We start from the raw sequence: 25,089 nt of genomic DNA on the forward strand, positions 1-25,089 counted from the left end.
GTGTTTCTTTTTGGCTTATCGATTGAATTGCAGTTGCTCGATCTCCGTCAGCTCGATCAACAACCGGGTTTCCTCGGTTTTAAACGTCACCTCCAGTGCCCCGACCTCCGCCAGATAGGCGTCGTTTATTGCCGGGTATCGATCCTCCAGTGCGTCTTGCACCGCCGATTGCTGTTGTTTCAGCGCCACAAATCGCTCGGCGTATTTGCGTTTGAGCTGATCCGCCCAGTATTTGCGTCCCACCAGGTCATCCATGAAGTCTGCCGTCTGCTCTGCCTGGATGACTTCGGCATACGCCGCGTCCAGCGTCGGTTGCGATACGTTGCCGCTGTAGAGCATGTCTTTGGGCTGCGCCGGCAACTGCAGCCGCTCACCCAGACCGATTCGATACGCCAGGCGCACCTCGGCGGGATCCGGACGGCCGCCCTGCGCCTGGCGCTGCAAGACATCGCGGTTGGCGATTTTTTCGATTCGGCCCAGGCGAAACAGATTTCTCGCCAGTTTGAACAACACGCTGTCCTGCTGATTGGCCGGCGTCGTTTTAATCGTTTCGAACTCGAAAACCTTCACCTCGATGTCACTGAACAACAGGATCCGACCATCCCCGCAGGTTTGTGGCGACTGCGCCATCGCGAACACCGTGTCCCTGAGTTCCGCGTCGCTGTTGGCCACTCTCAGCACTTGATGCACACGGCGAATGAGATCACTGCGAGCAATGGTGAAGTCCTTGGTCCGCTCCATCTGCTGAAGCAGATTGAAGAAGGCCTCGCAGTGGGGAGTCTGTTCGAAATTGTCCCAGATCCGCGTCAGTTCGTCGGCGTCATTGGCGTCCGGATCAATCCAGCGTTCACGGGCTTCAGCGCCCGTCACCTGATCGAGATCGATGGATTCGTCACTCATGCTCGAGGCATCACTGCCCAAATCACTGTCGCTGTCGTAGCTGTCCAGCGCATCATCGAGATCGGCAACGGGCCAGCCGAGAATATCCTCTCCGTCCTGAGCGTGATCGCGCAGCAGCAACAGGCTTTCACCCTCGAGGTGGTCGTTGTTGGCCAGGTTTGTACCGTTGCGCAGGGGGCGATACTGCTCGGTCAACAGCGCGGCGGGGATGCTTTCAATCATGTTGTCGCGCAGATCCAGCGACCGCAGCGATGGCAGATCGAACAGCCCCTCCGGCCAGGCCACCAGTCGGTTGTCGTGCAGGTCGAGAGATTCGAGTTTCGTCAGCGCACTGATGTCCACACGCTCCAGCCAGTTCTGTGAAAGATCCAGCGTTTCAAGCTGATTCAGTGCCGCCAACTGCCCCTGTAATCGCGGCGAAGCGCTCAGGCGGTTGCGACAGACCGACAGCCGTTTAAGGTTGCGCAACGTCGTCACTGACTCCGGCAAGTAGGTCAGCAAGTTATCGCGCAGTTCGAGGGAGTGAATACCCGCGAACGGTTGGATAAAGGCGTCGAGCCCAGACTCGTTGAGAAAAATCTTGTTCAGCTTCAATTCGCCGACATGGGCGAAATCCCCGGTCAGCGCCGGCAAGTTACCCAGCGGCGTATCGAGCAGATCCAGCGTGTACCCACCACTGGCACCTTGAACCGGCAACGCGCCGCGCAGGTTCTCGCGCCAGCAGCGCAGAATCCGGTCAGCCGCCCGACGACGCTCCATGCCAGACACCCACAGCGGCGTGGAAAGGTCGCGCAGTTGAAACGGCGGTGCGGATATCCAGTCGTTCAACGTTTGCGTGAGCGCCTGATATTGCTCGTCCCACACAGCCATTTGCGCAAACAGCGCGCCTGCGCCCCGGCTTGCGCTTAATGCGTCAACTGCCCGAATCGCTTCGGCGAAGTCCAGTTCAGGGTCGAGCCGCTGCAGTCGCGCTTGCGCCGTCAATTGCGCCAGATCGTTGGCCGGCACTACCGGCAAAGGCAACAGCAACTCCGGATGCTGGCTGATCAGCGGCGGGAAGTATGCCGGCCCGCCGATCGTGATGCCATCGCGCAAATCCGCCCGCGAGATTCCCATCGGCGCCACCGAGTTGCTGCTCGCCAACAGGTTGTCCCGCGCCTCCTGACTCAAGCGGCAACCACTCATGTCGACCCAAAGCGAATCGTGCCAGCTCAGGGCGGCCTGCGGAATACTGGTGATCACGGTGTTGTTCAACTCCAGTTGCACCAGATCGGGCAACGCCAGTACGCCTCTTGGCCAGGCCTCAATGGCGGTATGACCCAGGCGTAGGGTTTTCAGTCCGAGCAGCAAAGAGACATCCAGCGATTGCACCCGGTTGTAGCGCAAATCCAGCAACTCCAGGGATGACAACCCGTTCAGGCGCGCTTGCATACTTGAATTGATCATCAGGTAATTGTGGTGCAGCGTCAGTTCGCACAGTTGCTTCAAGGTATCCAGTGACGACGGAATGTCCAACAGCTGATTGCGACTCAGATCCAGCGCTCGAACCTCGGTGAAATGCTGCAGAAACCGGTTGAAGCCATCGGCTGACGCCATCACTTCCGGCAGATTCAATCGGGTGACATGGTTGAAGCCGATGGTTGAAAGTGTCGGCAGCTCGGGCAAGTCTCCCAACGGCTCGCCCCAAAGATCGAGGGTCGAGGAGTCGAGCAACGCCATGGCGAGCCTCGGCGGAGCTGTCGATGGCCCGGGCTGCGGCGCCAGATCGGACGCGCGCTGTACCTCGCCGTAGCGCTGGCGCAAGCCGCCGCGCCAGCATCCGCGGATCTCGCGGGCTGCCGCCAAGCGCGCGCGTGGATTGACCTGGCGACCGTTGACCAAAGCACTTCGTTCTTGCCAAGCCGTCAGATGTTGCTGCAAGGCCTGAGCGTCCTCGCGCACGCCGTTGATGTGATCCAGCAATGCACGCCCGCTCAGCCCCTCGGCCTTGAGTTTGCGCAGTGCGCTGGCGGAAAGCTCACCGCCTGAAGCCATCGCACCTTGCAGGGTGTCCTGAGCGTAGCGGTCAAGCATGTGTTCGGCGTCGAGCAGATGCGCAGGATGCGTCTGCACATATTCATAAGCCTTGATGAACTGGTCTTGCTCAAGCTTCGACCAACTGACTTTGAGTCCCGGCCATAAAGAATCGTGTCCGGTATACAGTTCGGCCGGAAGTGTATTGATGTTCGAATGACTGAGATCCAGCCAGCGCAGTTGTGCCAGTTCAAACACACCTTTGGGCCAGACATCCGTGGTGCCGGACAGTGCCAGCCAACGCAACGCCGGCAATCGGCTGACATCCAGTCGAGTCGCGAAACCGCGCAATTGCAGACGCTGCAGTTGCGGCATCACATCGACCACGCTCTGGGCGGTTTCACTGAACTCAACCCCCAGTCTGCCCATCAGGTGCAGTTCGTTGATGGTCGTCAGGCCTTTGAGGGCTTCGACCAATCGGTCACGCGGCACACCCTCCCAGGCACTCAATTGCAGCGAGCAGACCTTGGGAAACTGCCGCACGAAAGCAGCGCGCGTTTGACTCAAGACGCCGGTGACACTCAGTTCCAGCGAACGCACGTGAGGGAAATGCGCGTTCAGCTCTGGCAGATCGCCGGCGCTGCTCAAGTCCAGATGAGCACTGGCTGGTGCATCGACCGGCCCCCCGGTTCGCCAAGCTTCGCGAATCGCTTGCGCAACGGGCTCACGCTCAATCCGCAAGCCGCCATGACCCGACCATTGATCGAGTTGCATCGACAGCGCTTCATACTCGCGCAGCCGCACATTGAGCAAATGGTAGATCTGCGCTTCGGTGCGCCCGTCCAGCAACAACTGATTGACCATCCCCTCCGCGATTTCGTCGGACAAATCCGGATAAACCGCCGTCACGCGCGCGATCAATTGCTGATTAGCGATCGCTCCGCCGGCGCGACCGCTCAAGGCGTAACCGATCTGGCCGCTGGCCAACTTCTTCGGAGCGCGGAAATGTCGTTTCGCCTCAGGTATCAGCACTTCGAACATTGACTGGCGGTGACCTGTTGCGAAGGCTGCCAGTTTTTCCTGCAACTGATTGGCGTGTTCGACATCTGGCACGCCTAAACTCAGGCGCGCTTCCTCAGGCAGCGCATGCATGATCGAGGCGTAAAAATTGTCACCTGCGCGCGACACGTCGTTCAGCGAATGGCCTGCGCTGTCGAAGGCCAGGAATTGATCGGCTTGAACATGCCCAGCGCTTTCAGTCACCAGGTACCTGACCTCCCCGGCCGATTCGGGGCCAATGCTGGCGAGTAACTTGCCTGCCGTATCGTGACGGCGGATTTCAAGGCGTAACGTTCGCGGCCAACCGGGAAGCTCTTGCAGCGCACGCAACGCCAGACGCCGGCTGTCGAGCGAAGCCACGCTCTGCAGGCGCATCCCGGCCAGCGCATTGTTCAGCCTTGCCAGCCTTGCCCGTGCACGGCCCTTGAGTAGAAAACTGACCGGCAGTTTTCCCTTCTGGCTGATACTCAGACGCTCTTCGGCACTGGCGTTGCTCAGCACGTCACGCAGCGCTTCATTCGACAAGCTCGGGAAGATACGCTGCAACTCGCTGGCTTCAGCGGTTGGCGCCGTCGCCACATCGATCTCGACTGCGACAAGTTGCCGGTCAAGCCGATATTGCCGCAGCACATCAGTCAACGCCGAAGGCATGGGCTGACGGTCGATGTGCAGTTTGCGCAAGGCGATGTCGTCGATACCGCTGATGTCGGCGATCTGCGCCAGCTCGGTCACATTCAGTCCCTCGGTCACATGACCCAGACGCCGCATCAACGTCGCTCGGTTCCAGCTCGCTACGGGCTCGAAGCTATGGCGCCAGGCGCCCTGGCCGTTGTGTTCCAGCACCGGGTGATAGGCGTTCGAATCACTCGGATGTTTGAGCCGCCATTTCTTGGCCGCGGCATCGAAGGTCTTTTCGTACAACTGATCTTCGATGCAGATAAAGGTTTTGCCTTCGAAGAAATACTGCCCGAGCGCATTGGGCTTCAGACCCGCCGGCAGAATGGTTGTGCTTTGGTAAGGCGACAGCCCCGGTCGCCACAACTGCTCATCACCAAACGGCAACTTGACCTTGACCATGCCGTCGACGAGGGGCATGGAAAACGTCTTCGGAACCTTGCTGGCCACTGCACCCAGCGCCGTCATGACGGCGACGTTTGTTGCCACCGAACTCAAGTAATTCCAGGCCAGATCAGTGTCGCCGACGCTCCAGGCGCTGACGCCGTGATAAACGTCCGTGCTCAACTGAACGGCCATCACCGCCATCATGACCTCGCCCAGGCCCGGCACAAAAAAAGCCGCAACGTTGAGGATATTCAGGCCCCATTCGGCATAGTGGGTCAGCCGTTCATACCAGGCGTCATGATCGACCGTGGCGGTCGGAACCGCCAATTGCGCGGAGGTTTCCTTGAGGCGCTGTTGATGCCGTTTGTACAGTTCGTTGAACAGATCGCCGTCGAAGAACGTTTCACTGAGATTCAGCTCGGGCTCGTCGCGATAAACCTGCTCATAAATCCCGTCGTAATGGCCGAACAACGTTTTCTCGCGATGCGGTGCATCCGGGTTCCATTCGAGGGTCTGCAGGGCGGGTTCAATCTTGCCGAGAAACTTTCCGGCATCGCCGTGGGGAATCAATCGCAGGAACGAACGCTGGTAGTGGCGGCTGCGCAGACGCAATGCCAGGTCTTTTTCGAAGTCCCTGAGCGATGGGTATTCCTTGATCGGCGCGACGGAATCACCCGGCATGCAGACGATAATCCGCGAGTCTTTGTAAGTCAGGATGTCGAAGAGATTGACGCCGGGATTGGTCCAACCGAAATCGACTTTCTTGTTCCTGCGGCGACGGGCGCCGATGACAAACATCTCGCTGGCAGGTGACCCGAGCACGTGCAATTGACTGAACGTGACAGGTTCGCCATCGAGTGTCGGCGACTTTTCGCCATTCAAAATACCAAGCAACGCCAGATGCGCAGTGGGTGAGAGTAGAGACTTCAGGCGTGCAACGTGCGCCTGCACACGCAGGCTGTCTTTCCACGCAGCGATGGTTTGGGTTTTTACGGTGGTGGCTCTATCCGCTGCGTCGAAAATTGTCGCCAGATGCTCCTGATAACGCTTGCCGATATCCAGCTCTCGGCACAACGCAGCGAAGTCAGCGGGTTTGATCGGCAGTTTTTTGATCCTGTACCACGTTGATCGGCCACTCTTCGGGTAGTAGCAGCCATAGAGTTCGTGACTCTCCCGGATCAACGGTGCCGGTTCGCCCTGCTCGGCAATCAACTCGGCCTCATCGAATGTTTGACCGTCCTCGAAGTTGCGCAATGCCAATTGCAGGAGTGTCTGATCGGTAATCAGGGTGTCCCCCAACAGCAACGTGTACCACCAGGTTTTCGTCGTATCGACCTTTAAGCCGAACTTTTTCTCCAAGGCTTCCTCGAGCAACGGCTGCGCAAACTCGGTCACGCCCTTAAGCCCTTTCAACGTCGTGGCCAGCGCAGTGTTTGAGGTGCGGCTGCGCGCCTGACTGTCGCGAATGATTTGGCGCTGGAAGCGGTTGAGTTCGGCGAACCAGTCAGGCATTGCGTCTTCGGCCAGCCCCCCGGGCGTCCGCGCGCACCCCAATTGCTGAAGATTGGCGGGAGTGAGATGGCGTATCCGCTGACGGATTTTTTTCTTGATGAAATGATGGTGCAGCCCCTTATCACGGGCCGCTACGGTTTCGCTCATGGGGCGTTACCTGACGCTGTGGAATGAAGCGTCAGTCAAACATCGGCCCGACCACGGCGGGTGGTACATATATATACAACGACGGCTACGACGCTTTTTATTTGTCTATGCTTACGGTTCACACAGTCATGACGGGGGATTTATGGACGATCCAGTCGACAACAAGCCACCGACCCTGTGGCAGATGCTGCACAGCGTGATGGCGGCGGCGTTCGGGGTGCAGAGCGGCAAAAATCGGGCAAGGGACTTCACCCATGGCAAGCCCGGTCATTTCGTGATTCTGGGGATTTTGTTTACCGCGGTGTTCGCCCTGACGTTGTTTGCCATCGTCAAACTGGTGCTGCATTTCGCGGGTGTCTGACGACGTTCAGCGCATCAGGGTCTGCAGATTGAACGGATAGCGGTACGACGCCGGGCGCCCCTTGGCCGAGAGCTTGCGAAAATTCACGCCGTAATTCGGTGTGTCGCCCATCGCCAGCATCTGACGGGCGTGAGCCTTGTCGATCAGTTGCAATAAAGGCACCTGACGATCACGGCCGCCGTACTGTTTCAGGTCGACACCCAGACTGTCGTCATGTAATTCGACCAACGCCCAACCGCCCAGAGTGAAGTGACCACCGACCAAGGCACTCAGTCGCCCGTCGACCACGGCCTGCAACGCGGCGGCAGAAGTGTTGACGGCGCTGAACAAAGTATCCTTGCCCGGGACTTTCCCGGCTTCGGAAAACGCCCGCATTGCACCGAAGGCCATCTCATCATTGGCCGCCCACACCAGCGAAACGCCCGGATACCGTCCGATCAATTGCCGCGCTTGTTCGTAGGCACGCTCCTGCGTCCAGCCACTGTAAACCAGTTGGCGCAAGCGCACCTGAGGATGTTCAGCCAGGGCGCGCTGCATGCCTTTCTCGCGCAATTGCGCTGACGGGGTAATCTTCAGTCCGGAGAACGCAAGCGCTTCGATAGTCTCTCCGACAGGCACAGGCCGGTGCTGGCGGATCAACTCTTTCATCATCAGATAGCCGCCCTCCTCGTCATTGGGCACCAGACTGCCAATGCGGTCGGCGCGCTCACCCAGCAGCGCCTGCTGATTGGGCGTCAGTGCAGCGTTGACGATGAACAGCTTGACCCCGCTGTTCTGGGCCAGGCGCAGGATCTGCGGGGCGACGTACTGTTCGTTGACGAACATCAGGTAGTCAGGGCGATTGGGCCCCTGCAACGCCAGACGAGCCTGTGCCAGGGTCAATTCAGGTTGGCGTTGGGAGTAGAGAATCTGCAGATCGATGCCCAAGTCATGGGCCGCCGCCTGCATGAATTGCGAATAACTGATCCAGAACGCTTCCTGCGTCGAACCCGGATTGAGAAACAGCACCGACTCCGCCCGTGCGACGGTGGCAAACACCGCGCCGAACAGCAGCAGACTGAGGTGGAAAATCTTCAACATGGAACATCCGGGCCCAGGGAAAAATGGCCGCGCATTATAGCCACCGTTCAGTCGGCTAATAACGCCTGATCCCGCTTTTGTCCGACAATCGTCGCAAGCGAAGCCCGGATGGGTCGTTTACTGATGACTGACCCAGAATACCGCCGTCCCTACTACCAGAATGATCAGGAACAAAATGGCCCACGCATCGACGCTGCTGTCGCTTTTTCTTGCCTTGGTCGGATTGCTCATTGCATCGCCTCTTGTCGGTTTTATCGGTGATTGCAGAAAGACTCGATCACAGTTAAGACGATGATTGTCCGCACGACAAATGTGGAATAGTTAACAACCATTCTCGTTAGGCGATTTGGTTCTTTACATATACTCAAACATCACTTTTGCGCATAACTGCAAACGGGTATATTGCCCCGGCTCCGTTAGGGAGTGCGCGGCCGTGCGCGCAGAATTGCAGAGGCACAATCGGACTCCAGCAAGCGAAAACGCAGCGTTTTCCGAGTAGCCCAAAGCCTGAGAACAGGACTTATATGTACGTATACGACGAGTACGATCAGCGGATCATCGAGGACCGCGTCAAGCAGTTCCGTGATCAGACCCGACGCTATCTGGCAGGTGAGCTGAGCGAAGAAGAATTCCGCCCCCTGCGCCTGCAAAATGGCCTGTACATCCAGCGCTTTGCGCCGATGCTGCGGGTGGCGGTGCCTTATGGCCAGCTGACTTCGCGTCAGATGCGCATGATGGCCAAGATTGCCCGTGACTACGACAAGGGCTACGCCCACATCAGTACCCGGCAGAACGTGCAGTTCAACTGGCCGGCCGTCGAAGACATCCCGGACATCCTCGCTGAACTGGCCACCGTGCAGATGCACGCGATCCAGACCAGCGGCAACTGCCTGCGCAACGTCACCACTGACCAGTTCGCCGGTGTCGCCGCCGACGAAGTGATCGATCCGCGCCCATGGTGCGAGATCGTCCGTCAGTGGACGACGTTCCACCCGGAATTCGCCTACCTGCCGCGCAAATTCAAGATCGCCGTCAACGGTTCCACCGCTGACCGTGCCGCCATCGAAGTTCACGACATCGGTCTTGAGCCGGTGCACAACGCCGCGGGCGAATTGGGCTTCCGCGTGCTGGTCGGTGGTGGTCTGGGCCGTACGCCGGTGGTGGGCGCGTTCATCAACGAGTTCCTGCCGTGGCAGGATCTGTTGAGCTACCTCGACGCCATCCTGCGGGTGTACAACCGCTACGGCCGTCGCGACAACAAATACAAGGCGCGGATCAAGATTCTCGTCAAAGCGCTGACCCCTGAGGTCTTCGCGCAGAAAGTCGATGCGGAAATGGAACACCTGCGCGGTGGCCAGACCACATTGACCGAGGCCGAACTGCATCGCGTCGCCAAGCACTTTGTCGATCCGGACTACAAGGCACTGGAAAACCAGACTGCCGCACTGGCCGAACTGGACAAAGAGCATCCGGGTTTTGCCCGCTGGCGTACCCGCAACACCCTCGCGCACAAGAAGCCGGGTTATGTTGCCGTGACCCTGTCGCTGAAGCCGACCGGCGTCGCGCCGGGCGATATCACCGACAAGCAACTGGACGCCGTCGCCGATCTGGCCGACCGCTACAGCTTCGGTCAACTGCGCACCTCCCACGAGCAGAACATCATTCTGGCGGACGTCGAGCAGAGCCAGTTGTTCGCCCTGTGGGGCGAGCTGCGTGAAGGCGGTTTCGCCACGCCGAACATTGGCTTGCTGACCGATATCATCTGCTGCCCTGGCGGCGATTTCTGCTCGCTGGCCAACGCCAAGTCGATCCCGATTGCCGAGTCGATCCAGCGTCGTTTCGATGATCTGGACTACCTGTTCGACATCGGTGAGCTGGATCTGAACATCTCCGGGTGCATGAACGCCTGTGGTCACCACCACGTCGGCCACATCGGTATCCTCGGGGTGGACAAGAAAGGTGAAGAGTTCTATCAGGTCTCCCTCGGCGGCAGCGCCAGCCGTGACGCGAGTCTGGGCAAGATCCTCGGCCCGTCCTTCGCCCAGGAAGCCATGCCGGATGTGATCTCGAAGCTGATCGACGTGTACGTTGAACAACGTACCGAAGACGAGCGCTTCATCGACACCTATCAGCGTATTGGCATCGACCTCTTCAAGGAACGCGTCTATGCAGCGAATCATTAAGAACAACGAAGTCGTCGACGAAACCTGGCACTTGCTGCCCAAGGATTTCAACATCGACGAAATCAGCAACTGCGACGATCTGATCGTGCCGCTGCAGCTGTGGCGTGAACACAGCCGCATGCTCAAGGCCCGCGACGGTGGTCTCGGCGTATGGCTGGATGCCGACGAAGAAGCCGAGGAAATCGGCGACGATGTGAATGAGTTTCAGGTCATCGCCCTGAATTTCCCGGCGTTCACCGACGGCCGCAACTACTCCAACGCTCGTCTTCTGCGTGACCGTTACGGTTTCAAAGGCGAATTGCGGGCGATTGGTGATGTGCTGCGCGATCAACTGTTCTACATGCATCGCTGTGGCTTCGACGCGTTTGCCGTACGTGCCGATAAAGACCCGTACGAAGCGCTGGAAGGCCTCAAGGACTTCTCGGTGACCTATCAGGCCGCCACCGACGAGCCACTGCCGCTGTTCCGTCGCCGCTGATAAAACTGCTTTACCGTCACCCGAACCTGAAACCGGACATCACCCGGTTTCAGGTTTTTTATTGCCTGCAACGCCGAGACGGTTATTTCTCTACCTCAAAGCTCGGGACCTCGACCGGTGTCGCATGCGCGTTGAAGCGTTCGAGCGCTTCATTGGTCAATCGGATGAACAGACTTCGCTGTGCGTTGGTGTTGTTGGCGACAATCGTCTTCATCTGCGCTGTCGATTGATCGCGAGTCAGTAGAGTCTGACGATCCAGCTCAAGCAGCTGGAGCTTGGTCAGAACCTCAATTTCACTGAACTCCTCGCGGTAGGCATTCTGCAGATACTCGACCCATACTTCGTTTGCCATCAACCAATCGACAATCGCCTTGCCTTTTTCCAGCGTGACGACTTCTCGATAGGCCTGGTCAAGAATGGCGGTCGTCACCTCTACATCCAGACGATCATTGACTGCGGTGGGCTGGCCCAACAGATCCAGTCGCTCTGCCAGCCCCAAGCGAAAGGCAAAACCAATCTGGTTTGCCTGCTCGGTGGTGACTGTTTCAGTCTTTTGCCGGGTGAGGATATGTTTCTGTGCAAACCTCTCGACTTCACGCAAGCGGAACAGGCTGCGTAACATGCGCACGAACTGTCGCTCAAGTGAGTGCCCCGTTGTTCTGGCCGCGAGTAACGCCTTGAAGCACAGCGCTGTCAGGGCCATGTCACTGAAAAGCAATGTGCAATCATCAATGCTGCGTGCATCAGCCTGCGCCATGCGAAACAACGAACGCCGCAAAGTCGAGTTCTGCCCTGCTGACTCGATGATTCCCCAAACGCGTTCACGCAATGAAGGAAATGCGAGGCGATAGTCGACCGTGAACCGCATGCGCACCAGCAGGGAAAAAAACCTGTGGGAATCAGGCTGCCGGAACAGCGAGCGCCATAACTCACGGCGGCTGATGACTAGTTCTGCCGTCACGCCGGTCAACCATATTGAACTCATCGACTCGTCTATCAGCGCTGTGGCCGATGGGCTCTGACCAGCGAAGACAAGGCCCGAACCGATCTCGTTCTGGCGCTGGTAAGCCAGCAGGCGCGTGACCGAGTCGGTGGACAGTGGATTTCCGCGGATGTCTGTTCCAAGGTTCAGGAGATCTGAGCTGACCAATACTTCCTGCGGAATGTTCTCGATCCGATTGTCGCGCAAATCCAGTGAACGCAATTGCGCCAATCCGGACGTTCCGGCGGGCCATACACGTATGCCGGTCTCACGTAGCCCCAGATACTCCAGTGACGACAGACGCGAAACATCGGGTGTCAGCCCCAGCTCGGAATTGAAGCTCAATTCCAGCCGTTTCAACGAAGTCATGGCGGCCAACTGTGCAACCGATTGGGTGCTGAGATGAATCCGGTTTTCGTTCAAATAGAGGGACTCAAGCCTTTTCATGTCACTAATGGCTGCCGGAACGCGCTCCAGTTCGTTGCCCATCAGCGACAGTTCTCGAAGTTGGGGGAAACCCGCCAAAAACTGGCTGACCTTTGCATCGACCCCGATCCGATCCAGTTTCAGTTTCCCGACATGGCTGAAATCAGCAATCAGGAAAGGCAATTCTCCGAGAGTTACTGCGGGAAGCGAGAGTTCATGCATCACTTCGTCAGCGAGCCTGATTTGCGCTGTTTCGCGGCGCCAGCAACGCATGATTTGAATGGCAGCACGTGCCTTCGCAACTCTCCTGACCTTGACGCGAGGCCCGTTACCGGCCTGAAACCAGCTATCGCGCAGGATCCACTTTTGCAGCGTGTCACGCAGCTCGAACAATTCAATTCGCAGGCGTTCGAGCTTGCGCAGCACCAGCACTTCATCACTGCCGAAACTGTGCAACAAGTTATCGATTTTTTCGCGGGAGTGTGCGGGATACAGCGCCTCCGCCCGCTGCTGCAAGATCGATGAGGTATGACCTCCAGCCTCACTGATCGGTTGCCAATATTGCGAGGACTCCCGGTCGGCCAGACGCATGGGCGACGTGTAAATCGCATGGGGAGGAAGATTGTTGAGTGTCTGTTGTGCAAATTCGCGCCGGCGCAGCGCCATGATCCTGATCTTCTGCTGAAGCACCGTTGCGCCCCCCTCGACCTCCACCCCCAGAGCCTTGCGACGCTCCTGCGAAAGGCCTTCCCACAACGCCCTGAAATAGTTTTCGCAGGTACGCCCCGGCAAATAGGCCAATTGGTTGTACTGCTTGTCCATCACCTGATAAGCATCAGTCTGGGCATTGATCTGCAAGTGCTCCTCGGCGTCGTTGGTACCGAGCTCGGTAAACGTATCATCGGACACATTCCAGTCCAGAAACTGCACATAAACCCCACCTTTCCAGCCGGGCAACTGCGCCAACGCATCCAGCACCAGTCGATTGGTGTCGGTGCTGCCCGATGTGTTGAGGTACAACCCCTCAAAGGCACGATTTTCACGAATGACCTGCAGATATCGACGCGCCTCTTCGGCCAGTCGAAGGGGCACGTTGCCGGCTTCGAGCTCCAGTAATTCGTGGGTCTCGGCGTGCAGTGTCAATTCCTGCACGACACTTACGGGGAGTTTCGGAAACGCCAGTGCAAGAACAGCCTGCTCCTGGTCCAGCATCGCATTGCCACGTTCATTGATCTGTTCGAACAGGGCAGAGGTTTTACGCTGCGCCTGTTCGAGCAGTACCCGGCTTAACCGTTCTGCCTGCGTGCCAGCCTTGCCGGTCGTAGAAAGCAGATGAACGCGCTCGGACTCGGTCAGCCCCACCAACACTTCGGTGTAAAGCCGATCTTTGCCGAGTGCATCCAGACTTAGTTTCAAGGTGCGCTGAACTTTTCCAACGGGGTTAAAGATCCTCAGTGCATTACCGGATTTGTCGGTCATGCTCAGTGCGACATCCGCAGGCCACCTCGATAGCGTTGTCAAAACATAGAGCTGCATTTCTGCATCAGCCTTCACCGCATTCTGCTGACTCTTCAACTGCTCAATGAACGCGTTAACTTCGCTCTCGGCCTTAAATCGCTGCACCGTGTCGACCAGAACGGCGGGCGGAGTACTCAGATCCATCATGGTCTGGCGCAGAACATCTTCTTTGATCCCACTGACTGTCAGCACTTCCAGTGCGCGTGCGTCATCCATAAGCGATTCTGGATAACCCAAACGACGAAACAGCGTCAGACGATCCCATTCTTGCGGTAACTCGGAGTCATGGCGCCAGGCACCAAGATCATTGGTCTCCAACAAAGGCGAATATTCCTCTCTGAACGAGGAAGACCCTTGCACTTTCCACATTTCGGTATCGGTTTGCTCGCGAACTGCATAGATCCAGGAGCCCACTTTGAGGTAGGCCTGACTGGCCAGTTCGCGCAGTCCCCTTGCGTCCGGCTTGAGCCAGACCGGCAATGTCATGCTCTGCCGATAAGGCGCAAGATCCGGATTCCATAACCGCGAACGCCCACCCGAGAGATTGACCTGACGCAAACGACTGACGAAACCAGAACCTTTGACGATGCGATAAGCGGCGGTGGTTGCCTTCTGGCCACCGGCCAATGCAAGGGCAAGAATCAGATTTTCCGTCGTATCGAAAAAATACTCGGTCGCCTCCTCCTGATCGCCTCGTGCCCAACTATCGATGCCCAGGTAAACACCTTGCAGCAACTGGAAGGCCGTCACGCCCATCAGAATCTCGCCGATTCCAGGGATGAACGACGCTGCAAACAGTGCCAGATTGATGCCGACGGTTTTGTAGGTTTCTATTCGCTTGAGACGTTCTTCTTCATCTTCATCATCTGTCGGTACTACCAGCAAACGCGCGGTGGCTTTGACCAGTTTGAGACGATGCAGAAACAGCCCATGGAACCCATCTCCCGGCAGGGTCTCTGCCACCAATGGCAAATAGAGTGTTGAAGTCGGCAGTGGCGAGCCACCTGATGGTTCAAGCAACTTTTTCTGAAGATTGTTGCTGAAACCGACACGCTCACCGAGGACGATAAAGCGCCCGAAGTAATCGCTGAACGCTTTCTTGCGCAGCCTCTTGCTGAGTGCCACCTCCATGTCGTGGAACGTTGCGAACTCTTTAAGGGACTCCTCTTCGTCGCCTGGAATATAAAGCACACATCGCTTGTCGGTGTTCAGTTCAAAAACCAGAACGCCGTACACCGTGCAGTCGAGCAACTGCAAGGTCTGCAGGCTGAACGTACCTTGCTTGAAGCCATCCGGGGCACTTTGACCGAGCACATCCAGCAGGTGCTGATGCATGTCCTCGGAAAGATGCTGTTTCATTCGAGCCAGATGCAAATCCATTTCGAAATTGCGCCGTGAGTTGGCAATGCAGGTTTTTTGCGCCTGCGCATCGCTCTCCAACACCGCTTGCAGATGTTCCTGATAGCGTTTGCCGAAATCCAGTTGCCGGCACAGGGCGGCGAACTCGTGGGGTTTTAGCGGCAGAATCCGGTTACCGTGGCCGGTGACGCGCTCGGGCAAATAGATCAACGAGTCACTGTGATAGTTATCCGCCTCGATTTCACCCGAAGCGAAGTTCTCGCAAGCGGCGGTCAGCAAATCCCTGTCGATGGGCAGTACCAGTTTTTTACGCAACCCCAGCAAGCTGGAGGTCGATCTGATGTGCTGAAAAACCGCCCCGGTGATGTCCAGCGGCTCTTTCAGCTTTTCGGAAAGGGCCTTGCCCAGCAAGTGCGAAACGAATGTGCGGTGATCCTGTAGTTTTGCCAGAACCGCCAGCGTGTCCTTCCTCGAAGAAAAACTCGCGATCAGTTTGCTGTAAAGCTCCCTTCGCTGAAACGCAGTGCTTTGCATGAACCAGTCAGGAGGCGCGTTGTTCTTGAAAAACTCGTAAAAGACGCCTTGCTCAGCAGGTGTCATTTCAGGAGGTGTGCCTGCCGGAGTCGTCATTGCGGCGTCCCCCTGCGCTGTTTCTCGGTTTTTACTTGAACCTGAGGCCGGAGCGTATTCTCGATTGCCTTCATTCAGTGCATTCCTTTGCATTGGCATTGAAGGCATCAGATTAAAGTTTTCAGGGCGGAAAAAATGCAGGACGTTTCCCCGAAACGCATGGAAAAGTCGTTTCACGGGGAACGCTTCAGGTTCAGGAAAAAATGGCGAGAAATCAGCAGCCGAGCATTGCACTCAGACGGATCCCGCAGGCCCGCCATTCACGGCAGGTCTGCGAGCAAAGCCTGTATTACCAGAAGCGTTGCTGAGTCAGGCGACTCCACCAGCCCAGCAATACGCGATCAACGGAACTGCTGGCAGCCATGCCGATGCGCTCTTGCAGGCTTTTGCGCTCGGCGTAGTGCAGGTGGTAGACCTCGGATTTTTTCGCGCGGTCAGCCAGGTATTCGTCACTGGTTTTCAATTCATCAACCAGTTGTTTGTCCAGCGCGGCAACGCCGAGCCAGACCTCCCCGGTGGCAACATCGTCAATCGCCAATTGCGGGCGATAACGAGAAACGAAGTTCTTGAACAGCTGGTGGGTGATGTCGAGGTCTTCCTGAAACTTCTCCCGGCCCTTTTCGGTATTTTCGCCAAACACGGTCAGGGTGCGTTTGTACTCGCCGGCGGTCAGGACTTCGAAATCGATGTCGTGCTTTTTCAGCAAGCGGTTGACGTTGGGAAGCTGCGCGACCACGCCGATCGAGCCGAGAATCGCGAACGGTGCGCTGATAATTTTCTCACCGATGCACGCCATCATGTAGCCGCCGCTGGCCGCGACCTTGTCGATGCACACGGTCAACGGCACGCCAGCTTCACGAATACGCGCCAGTTGCGACGACGCCAGGCCGTAGCTGTGAACCATGCCGCCACCGCTTTCCAGACGCAGGACCACTTCGTCCTTAGGTGTGGCAAGGGTCAGCAGCGCGGTGATTTCGTGACGCAGGCTTTCGGTGGCGGAGGCTTTGATGTCGCCATCGAAATCCAGCACGAAGACCCGTGGTTTGATCTCAGGCTTGTTCTTCTGTTTCTTTTCACTTTTCTCGGATTTCGCCTGGCCCTTGCGCAAGGCCTTGAGCTGATCCTTGTCGAGTAAACTTTGCTCGAGGCGTTCACGCAGCCCTTTGTAGAAATCATTGAGCTTGCTGACCTGTAACTGACCGGCCGACTTGCGCCGGCCCTTGCTGCGCAATGCGGCAAAACTGGCGAGCACGACCAGAATGGCGATCACCAGCGTCACGGTCTTGGCCAGGAAACTGGCGTATTCGGTGAAAAACTCCACGGGGACTCCTTAAAACAATGCGCGAGTGTAAAAACGCGCGGGATGGTTCCAGCATACCCATGCGTCGGCTCGTCGGCCAGCCGTGAAACCTCTGGCAACACGCCTGTAACGGGCATTTCAAACAAGCGTATGTTTTTTCATTGACAGCTCTCCGTCATCCTCATAACCTCGCCAAACCTTCAACGTACCGGGACGACGCGGACGTGGGCAGCATCTATCTGATTCGACATGGCCAGGCCTCCTTTGGTGCAGACGACTATGACGTCCTGTCGCCAACCGGTGTGCGCCAGGCAGAAATCCTCGGCCAGCACCTCGCTGAACTGGGAATCAGCTTCGATCGCTGCCTCGCCGGTGATCTGCGCCGTCAGCAGCACACGGCCACCAGCGCACTGGCGCAATTGCACGCCAAAGGCTTGCCGGTGCCGACGCTTGAAACCGACTCCGCATTCAATGAATTCGATGCCGACGCGGTCATCCGCGCCCTGCTCCCGGCGATGCTGCCGGACGAACCGGAAGCCCTCGACATCCTGCGTAACGCCGCGCAAAACCGTGGCGAGTTCCAGCGTATTTTCGCGCTGATCATCGAGCGCTGGTTGGCCGGCACTTACGACACGCCTGGCCTGGAAAGCTGGCTGAGCTTCGTCGAACGGGTTCAGGGCGGCCTGCAGCGAATCCTCGAACAGGCAGAAAAGAATCAGAAAATCGCCGTATTCACCTCGGGTGGCACCATCACTGCCCTGCTCCACCTCATTACGCAAATGCCTGCGAAACAGGCCTTTGAATTGAACTGGCAAATCGTCAACACCTCGCTCAACCAGCTGAAGTTTCGCGGTCGCGAGGTGGCTTTGGCTTCCTTCAACAGTCACGCACACCTGCAACTGTTGAAGGCTCCGGAACTCATCACTTTCCGTTGAGTCCGGATAACTGTGACCCTTGCTGTAAACAACCAGCACCTATTATCCAAGAAAGGATCGAACCATGACCTCCGTAGCTGATGCCGTAAAAGCAATGCAAGCCAAGTTCAACCCAGCCGCCGCTGCCGGTCTGGATCTGATCTTCGGTTTCAACATCACTGACGAAGACAAGCACTATGCGTTGATCGTCAAAGACGGCACTTGCGATATCCAGGAAGGCGAAAACGCCGACGCCAACTGCACACTGGTGCTGGACAGCGAAACCCTGAAAGGCATCGTCAGCGGCGAAACCGACGGCATGCAAGCTTTCATGGGCGGCAAGCTGCGCGTTGAAGGCGACATGATGCTGTCGATGAAACTGTCCGAGCTGTTCCCTTCGTAATCCGTGGTTCCCGATTATCGGGAGCCTGTACGATTACCTGAAAATCCCGCCATTAGTGGCGGGATTTTTCTTTTCCGCGCCTGGCAAGAATCTCAGGCCAGCTCTACTTCTTTCAACAACCGGGTATCCAGCCCGAAACGCTCCTGCGAGATCATCCGGAACTGCCCTTGCGCCAGCTCGCAACTCACCAGCAAATTCCATGAATGTCGGGTTGCCGCCGAAGGCACCAGCACAAACGGGTGCTCGGCCAATAGCGCATCGGCGAAATATTGCTGGTTCTGTGACGGCCAGGTCGGGCTCATCCAGTACGGGTTCGGCAGCTCTTCCGGTTGTACGATGTGCACGAGCGCTTGATCAATCACCTCGAAACACGTCAGAACGTGCGGCTCCTTGTCCAGCGCATTGAAACTGACGTGGGCCGCCACCTCGAGAATGGCCGTGGACGGATCGACTGACGCATACACGACGCGCCGGCCGGGCCGGTTCCAGCGCCCGCCCTTGCTTTCCGAACCGAGCCCACTGTCCCACGTGCGTTTATAGATTTCAGGGTCGATACGCCAGGCGAACCAGCGGTCGTCCCAGGGCAAAGGGTTCATTGATAAACCCCGTGCTTCATCCGGTACAGGTAGGTATCCACCACCTGATAACCCAGCGGGTTCTCCACCAGCTCAACTGGCTTGTAGCCGTTTAGCCACTTGGTCGGCGTGCGCATCCACTCTTCGGCCTGCGCCTGCCCGTGGAAGACCTCACTGGCCGCCTCCAGTGCATGGGCGTATTGAAAGGCGACCATGCTCTGTTGCTGGCTGAGCCGGGTGGGCTGAGTGTCTTTGAGCAAGCGCCGCACGGTTCTGATGGATTTGCCGGTGATGAGCTGGACAAGCCCGCTTTCCCGATACAGCTTGGAGGTGGCAATCATGTTGACGACGTCTTGCAGCTCAAAGCCCTGCTGCGTGTAACGGACGATAAACATCGGATCGTTATCCCAGACCCGGCCCCGCAATAGAACCTCGACAGGTTTGCCCTCGACGCTCTTCAGGCCCGTGAATCGAAGCGGTTTTGCAGTGGACATCGCATTCCCCTCCGAAGGGCATCGGGCACGGTCATCGCGCCAAAAAAAGCGAGGGTGATAAAGCGCTGTTTCGTTCTCGAAGTGTGGGGTTCGCATAATCCATCCGGTATCAGGGGCCCGGGCATCCAGGCCGTGAACGACTTCATGTCCCCTCCGATGCTATAGACCGCGCTTCCGACGACCAACCTGAAAACAATGTCGGAAATATCCCCATGAATGCGCAAAACAATCCGCTTTCCGTAGGACGACAACGAAGGAAATCGCCCCCCTGACCTGCCGTCCATAAGGATCAGACCCTTCGTCGCCACGGAAATATTGGCTGACAGAACGTTGACCTCGATCACTGACGCAAAAGCGTCCGCTGATTAATCTTGCCGCTCCATCGAAGGCCAAGGACGGCTCACCGGGAGCCTGCGGCCAAATCCCACTCAAGGAAGAACAACCATGCGACCACTCAACATCATTCTGCTGGCTTCAGCCTTCAACGGCCTGACTCAACGCGCCTGGCTGGATCTTCGCCAGGCCGGACACTCGCCCAGCGTCGTGTTGTTCACCGACGAACAAGCGGTATGCGAACAGATCGAACACAGCGGCGCCGATCTGGTGATCTGCCCGTTTCTCAAGGATCGGGTGCCACACGCACTGTGGAGCAACAGTGACCGTCCGGTGGTGATCATCCATCCGGGCATCGTCGGCGACCGTGGCGCCAGTGCACTGGACTGGGCGATCACCAACGAACTGACGCGCTGGGGCGTCACCGCATTGCAGGCGGTCGAGGAAATGGACGCCGGGCCGGTCTGGGCCACTTGCGAATTCAACCTGCCGGGCGGCTTGCGCAAATCCGAGTTGTACAACGGCCGGGTCAGCGACGCGGCGATGCGTTGCATCCGCGAAGTGATCGAGAAGTTCATCGAAGGCTTCCAGCCAACACCACTGGATTACACCGACGCCAATGTCCGTGGTCGCCTGCAACCCAACATGAAGCAGGCAGACCGCACCTTCAGTTGGCATGATTGCTCGCGCTTCATCAAACGCTGCATCGATGCCGCCGACGGTCAGCCCGGAGTGCTGGCGAGCCTTGCTGGCGGTCAGTACTACGTGTACGACGCACACCTGGATCAACGCAGCGGCATGCCCGGCGAGATTCTCGCGGTGCATGACGACGCGGTGCTGGTGGCGACCGGCGATCACAGTCTGTGGATCGGCTCGCTGCGACGCAAACCGCAACCGGGCGAGGAAACCTTCAAACAACCGGCGCGCCATGTGCTGGCCGGGCAATTGGCCGAAGTGCCGACACTGGGCTGGTCGATTGCCAGCCAGCCGTTCAGCGACGAAGCGTATCAGCCGATTCGTTATCGCGAGTGCGGGCATGTCGGCGAATTGACGTTCGAGTTCTACAACGGCGCCATGAGCACCAAACAGTGTCAGCGCCTGGTCGATGCATTGCGCTGGGCCAAATCCCGCGATACCCGAGTGCTGCTGATCAAGGGTGGGCGCGGCAGTTTTTCCAATGGCGTACACCTGAACGTAATTCAGGCCGCGCAGGATCCGGGCGCCGAAGCCTGGGCAAATATTCAGGCGATTGACGACGTCTGCGCAGAATTGCTCAGCGCCCGGCAACTGGTGGTCAGCGGCGTGACCGGCAATGCCGGGGCCGGCGGTGTGATGCTTGCGCTGACCGCCGACATTGTCTTTGCCCGCGCCGAGGTGGTGCTCAACCCACATTACAAAAGCATGGGTTTGTACGGTTCGGAATACTGGACTTACAGCCTGCCCCGCGCCGTCGGCCCGGCCATGGCCGAGCAATTGACCCAGGCCTGTCTGCCCGTAAGTGCCGCGCAAGCGTTGCAATGGGGCATGGTGCAGGAAATCGGTCCGCGCTGCCCGGACGAGTTTTCCCTGTGGCTGCTGCAGCGGGCCAACAGTGTGCTGGAAGACTCGACCTACGCAGCGGTGCGCGAGCGCAAAGCGCGGATTGATCAGGTGCTGATCGGGCATTCCCGTGAAAGCGAGCTGCAGGAAATGCAGGAAGACATGCTCTACAACCGCAATGGATTCGCGCAGAAGTGCAGCGCCTTTGTCTACAAGCGCAAAGCGTGCGGTACACCGGCGCGGCTGGTCGAGGATTGGGCGCAGGTGCGGCGGGTCGAGCTGGCGAGCTGATTTTTGCGGTGACCACTTTGCCCCTCACCCTAGCCCTCTCCCAAAGGGAGAGGGAACCGATCCGGGGATATTGGAGATCTACGCCGACTTGCCGGTTTTGCCTTGAATCCATAATCGACGCACTCTTTCAGGTCGATGTATGACGGCAAACACCCCGGTCAGTCCCCTCTCCCTCCGGGAGAGGGTTAGGGTGAGGGGCTTTTGCCTTTACAATGCCCTCACCTCAACCGCCGGCCCGCCCATGGACATCGATCTCGCTCGCACCTTTCTGGAAATCGTCCGTCACGGCAGCCTCGCCGCGGCGGCACAGAAGTTGTTTGTCACGCAAACGGCGATCACCGCCAGAGTGCAGAAACTCGAGAGTCAGCTGGGTAGCACGCTGTTCGTGCGCAACCGCGCCGGGGCGAAACTGACGCCCAATGGCGAGGCGTTCGTGGTCTACGCCAATCAACTGGTGCAGACCTGGGAGGCCGCCCGCCGTGACCTGCCGCTGCCCGAGGGTTATCACAACGTGTTGCACATCGGTGGCGAGGTCAGTCTGTGCAATCCGCTGATGCTCAGTTGGGCCGCCGAACTGCGTGAAAAAATCCCCGGGCATGCCCTGCGCATGGAGATCCGCGACGGTGAGAATCTGTTGCGCCAGCTCGAACTCGGCGTGCTTGATGCAGCTCTGGTTTATCAGCCGGAATACTGGCCGGGACTGCAAGTGGAGCAAGTGCTGGAGGAAAAACTGATTCTGGTGCGCGCGCCCGGGCGACATGATCCTTACGTCTACATCGACTGGGGTCCGGATTTCCGCCGCCAGCACGACGCCGCCCTGCCGGAAAAAGCCAAAGCCGCACTGAGCTTCAACCTCGGCCCACTGGCCCTGCAATACATCCTCGAAAACGGTGGCAGCGGCTATTTCCGAACCCGCGTGGTGCGTACTTACCTGGAAAGCGGTGCGCTGGAACCGGTGACCAAGGCCCCAGAATTCAGCTACCCGACCTATCTGGTCTACTCACGCGACCGCGACTCGGCAACCCTGCAACAGGCCTTCGACCTGCTGCGCGAAGTGATCCGCAGCGATGACGACTGGTCGCAACGCTGGAACCCGCTGAGCTGAAATCGCATTCAGCGGCCACTTTGCACCGAAGCCTGGCGCTTGTGACCTCAACGTTCGGCCTGCACGAACGGCGGGATCGGCTAATCTGCCGGGTATAACAATACCCACAGGTGAACGCAGTGAGGCAGACCACCGAGGCATTTCGCAGCCGCTACCGTGCGGCGATCCATCCGCTCTACAACCCGTGGCTGCACGGCGCCTTTGTGCTGCTGTTCGGTGTGCTGGCCATCGGCGGATTCTGGAGCACTGTGCAACAGGTCGGTTGGCTGGAATGGCTGACCGTGCCGCTGACGCTGCTGTTTTTCAACTTTGGCGTGTACATGGTTCATCGCCATCTCGGCCACCACAAAAAAAATTTCGCCAAGATGTTCTATGCCCGGCATGCCGGCGACCATCACAGCTTCTTCACGCCCGGCCACATGACCTACGACAGTGCTCGCGACTGGCGGGTGATTCTGTTCCCGGCGTGGTTGATCGTGGTGCACACGCTGCTCACCCTGCCGCTGTGGTGGCTGTTCGCGCAGTTCAACGCCAATGTCGCCGGGCTGTTCGGCGGCTGCATGGTTTTGGGTTACCTGACCTACGAGGTGTTTCACGCCTGCGAACACCTGCCACCGGACAATCCCCTGGCCCGCCTGCCGTGGATCCGCCAGATGCGTCGCCTGCACGAACTGCATCACCGCCGCGAACGCATGCAAGAGCGCAATTTCAACATCGTCCTGCCGCTGATGGATTACCTGTTCGGCACCCTGTACTGGGAGCCGGAAATCGCCCCTCTGAATGACTCGAGAATGCCCATGACCCGCATGCAGCACCTGATCGATATCGCCGGCGAACCGATTGCCGTGCTGACCTACGCCGCCAGCGTCAGCCGTTGGCCCGAGTGGCACCCTTCGTCGCTGAAGATCGACGGCGCGCAAGGCCCCTTGCATGCCGGCGCGCGCTTTGAAGAAGACATTCATGCCGGCGGCCGTGCCGGTCACTTGAGTTGGGAAGTCACCGAGTACCTGCCGGGACGGCGCTGGTGCGCACGGGCTCAGGGCGATCACGGTTTGTCGCTGGCGTTGACGTACGAGTGCTCCGCCGAAGGCAACGGCACGCGTTTCGTGCGCACGCTGGATTATCGCTTCGACGGCTTGGGCATGCGCATCGCCAACCGATTGCTGCTCAAGCGCCGTATCGAGCGCGAATCGGCCGCGTCGATGCTGGCGCTGCGCGACATGGCCACGCGTTATGCGACGTCGGCGAGGGCCAGCGCATGAGGTGGCGGCGGCTTGTGTTGCTACTGATCATCGCCGTCATCGCGTTTTTGTTATTGATGCCTACCAAAGTCAAACCAGTGGCCTGGACACCCGCGCCGGCGCCCTCACTGGCAGAAGGCATTTACGCCGAGAACCAGAAGCTCAAGGGCGTGACGCGGGTCGGCCCTGAAGGCATTGAAGGGCCTGAAGCCTTGTTGCTGGAGGATGAGTTTCTGATCAGCGGTTTGCACGACGGCCGGCTGATCCGCACCAGTCTCGACGGAAAGACGCGCAACGTGCTCGCCGACACGGGCGGACGTCCGCTGGGGCTGGCACGGCATCCGAGCGGTTTGCTGGTGATCGCCGACGGCATCAAGGGTTTGTTGTCCCTCGACGCTCAAGGTCGCCTGATTCCGTTGACCACCGACGCCAACGGTCTGGCCTTTGGTTTTACCGACGATGTTGCCATCGACAAGTCCGGGCATTACGCCTATTTCAGTGATGCTTCCAGTCGCTGGGGCTACGGCCATGACGGCGAGGCGATCATCGAGCACGGTGGCGACGGGCGTCTGTTGCGCTACGACTTCCAGAGCGGCAAGACCAGTGTGTTGCTGGACAAGCTGGAGTTCGCCAACGGCGTGACCCTCGGCCCGGATGACGCCTATGTTCTGGTCAATGAAACCGGCGCCTATCGCATCAGCCGCTATTGGCTGACCGGGCCGAAAGCCGGTACCCATGACCTGTTCATCGACAATCTGCCGGGGCTGCCGGACAACCTTGCGTTCAACGGTCGCGATCGTTTCTGGGTCGCGCTGTATGCCCCGCGCAACGCCTTGCTCGACGGCACCGCCGGGTATCCATTCGTGCGCAAGATGATCGTGCGGGCGCTGACCGTGCTGCCGAAACCGGTGGAGAAACGCGGTTTTGTCCTGGGACTGGATCTGGACGGCAAGGTGATTGCCAATCTGCAGGATTCAAGCAGCGGCAACTACTCGCCGATCACCACGGCGCGGGAGTATGGGGACTGGCTGTATTTTGGCTCGCTGAAAGCGTCGCACATGACGCGGATGCCATTGAAGGCGGCCCTGAAGCAATAGTTGAATCGACTGACGCTTCGCGAGCAAGCCCGCTCCCACACCGATCCTGTTATCGACTCGAATCCCCTGTAACAGCGGGCTTGCTCG

Annotated in this window: 15 protein-coding genes; 9 read left to right on the forward strand and 6 right to left on the reverse strand. The window is 58.3% G+C overall.

The genetic code is table 11. From position 1 onward, the window contains the following. Nucleotides 1–15: 15 nt before the first annotated feature. Nucleotides 16–6,693: an NEL-type E3 ubiquitin ligase domain-containing protein gene (locus F2P67_RS20315; protein ID WP_166222839.1), complete on the reverse strand. Its 6,678-nt coding sequence runs from the start codon at nt 6,691–6,693 to the stop codon at nt 16–18. Between the two features lie 142 nt (nt 6,694–6,835). On the opposite strand from F2P67_RS20315, the gene F2P67_RS20320 reads away from it, so the two are divergent. Further along, complete coding sequence (locus F2P67_RS20320; RefSeq protein ID WP_166222842.1) at nt 6,836–7,054, forward strand: DUF2970 domain-containing protein; 219 nt, start codon at nt 6,836–6,838, stop codon at nt 7,052–7,054. Between the two features lie 6 nt (nt 7,055–7,060). Here F2P67_RS20320 and F2P67_RS20325 read toward each other — a convergent pair whose 3' ends face one another. After that, nucleotides 7,061–8,134, reverse strand: coding sequence for an ABC transporter substrate-binding protein (locus tag F2P67_RS20325; RefSeq protein WP_166222845.1), 1,074 nt, complete (start codon nt 8,132–8,134; stop codon nt 7,061–7,063). Nucleotides 8,135–8,658: 524 nt separating this feature from the next. On the opposite strand from F2P67_RS20325, the gene F2P67_RS20330 reads away from it, so the two are divergent. Beyond that, nucleotides 8,659–10,317 (forward strand): nitrite/sulfite reductase, encoded by a 1,659-nt coding sequence (locus tag F2P67_RS20330; protein WP_166222848.1) that lies wholly within the window; start codon nt 8,659–8,661, stop codon nt 10,315–10,317. Continuing rightward, complete coding sequence (locus F2P67_RS20335) at nt 10,301–10,795, forward strand: DUF934 domain-containing protein (protein WP_166222851.1); 495 nt, start codon at nt 10,301–10,303, stop codon at nt 10,793–10,795. Before F2P67_RS20330 ends, F2P67_RS20335 begins: the two co-directional genes overlap by 17 nt. Nucleotides 10,796–10,877: 82 nt before the next feature. On the opposite strand, the gene F2P67_RS27985 is transcribed toward F2P67_RS20335, so the two are convergent. Beyond that, nucleotides 10,878–15,944, reverse strand: a complete 5,067-nt coding sequence (locus F2P67_RS27985) for a dermonecrotic toxin domain-containing protein (RefSeq protein ID WP_166222854.1) — start codon at nt 15,942–15,944, stop codon at nt 10,878–10,880. 55 nt (nt 15,945–15,999) lie between these two features. Continuing rightward, nucleotides 16,000–17,031 carry a protease SohB gene (gene sohB / locus F2P67_RS20345; protein WP_166222857.1) on the reverse strand — a complete coding sequence of 344 codons (1,032 nt, stop codon included), beginning with the start codon at nt 17,029–17,031 and terminating at the stop codon, nt 16,000–16,002. Between the two features lie 203 nt (nt 17,032–17,234). Here sohB and F2P67_RS20350 point away from each other — a divergent pair, with 203 nt between their 5' ends. Continuing rightward, nucleotides 17,235–17,945, forward strand: a complete 711-nt coding sequence (locus F2P67_RS20350; RefSeq protein ID WP_166222860.1) for a histidine phosphatase family protein — start codon at nt 17,235–17,237, stop codon at nt 17,943–17,945. 64 nt (nt 17,946–18,009) lie between these two features. Beyond that, nucleotides 18,010–18,327 (forward strand): SCP2 sterol-binding domain-containing protein, encoded by a 318-nt coding sequence (locus tag F2P67_RS20355; RefSeq protein ID WP_166222863.1) that lies wholly within the window; start codon nt 18,010–18,012, stop codon nt 18,325–18,327. Nucleotides 18,328–18,419: 92 nt separating this feature from the next. Here F2P67_RS20355 and F2P67_RS20360 read toward each other — a convergent pair whose 3' ends face one another. Further along, on the reverse strand, nt 18,420–18,923 hold the full coding sequence (locus F2P67_RS20360) for an RES family NAD+ phosphorylase (RefSeq protein ID WP_166222866.1): 504 nt from the start codon (nt 18,921–18,923) through the stop codon (nt 18,420–18,422). Beyond that, nucleotides 18,920–19,396 carry an antitoxin Xre/MbcA/ParS toxin-binding domain-containing protein gene (locus F2P67_RS20365; RefSeq protein WP_166222869.1) on the reverse strand — a complete coding sequence of 159 codons (477 nt, stop codon included), beginning with the start codon at nt 19,394–19,396 and terminating at the stop codon, nt 18,920–18,922. Before F2P67_RS20365 ends, F2P67_RS20360 begins: the two co-directional genes overlap by 4 nt. Nucleotides 19,397–19,840: 444 nt before the next feature. On the opposite strand from F2P67_RS20365, the gene F2P67_RS20370 reads away from it, so the two are divergent. The 4 genes from F2P67_RS20370 to F2P67_RS20385 all read left to right on the forward strand — a co-directional run bounded on the left by F2P67_RS20370 (nt 19,841) and on the right by F2P67_RS20385 (nt 25,002). Beyond that, entirely contained in the window at nt 19,841–21,559 is a 1,719-nt protein-coding gene (locus F2P67_RS20370) for a hydrogenase maturation protein (protein WP_166222871.1), read from the forward strand. A gap of 241 nt (nt 21,560–21,800) precedes the next feature. Continuing rightward, nucleotides 21,801–22,664 carry a LysR family transcriptional regulator gene (locus F2P67_RS20375; RefSeq protein WP_166222873.1) on the forward strand — a complete coding sequence of 288 codons (864 nt, stop codon included), beginning with the start codon at nt 21,801–21,803 and terminating at the stop codon, nt 22,662–22,664. A 119-nt stretch (nt 22,665–22,783) separates the two neighbouring features. Then, a complete protein-coding gene (locus F2P67_RS20380; RefSeq protein WP_166222876.1) occupies nt 22,784–23,926 on the forward strand; it encodes an SRPBCC family protein in 1,143 nt (380 codons plus the stop codon). Continuing rightward, complete coding sequence (locus F2P67_RS20385) at nt 23,923–25,002, forward strand: SMP-30/gluconolactonase/LRE family protein (RefSeq protein ID WP_166222879.1); 1,080 nt, start codon at nt 23,923–23,925, stop codon at nt 25,000–25,002. Before F2P67_RS20380 ends, F2P67_RS20385 begins: the two co-directional genes overlap by 4 nt. Nucleotides 25,003–25,089 lie beyond the last annotated feature (87 nt).

This window comes from Pseudomonas atagonensis, from assembly GCF_011369485.1.
GTDB lineage: Bacteria > Pseudomonadota > Gammaproteobacteria > Pseudomonadales > Pseudomonadaceae > Aquipseudomonas > Aquipseudomonas atagonensis.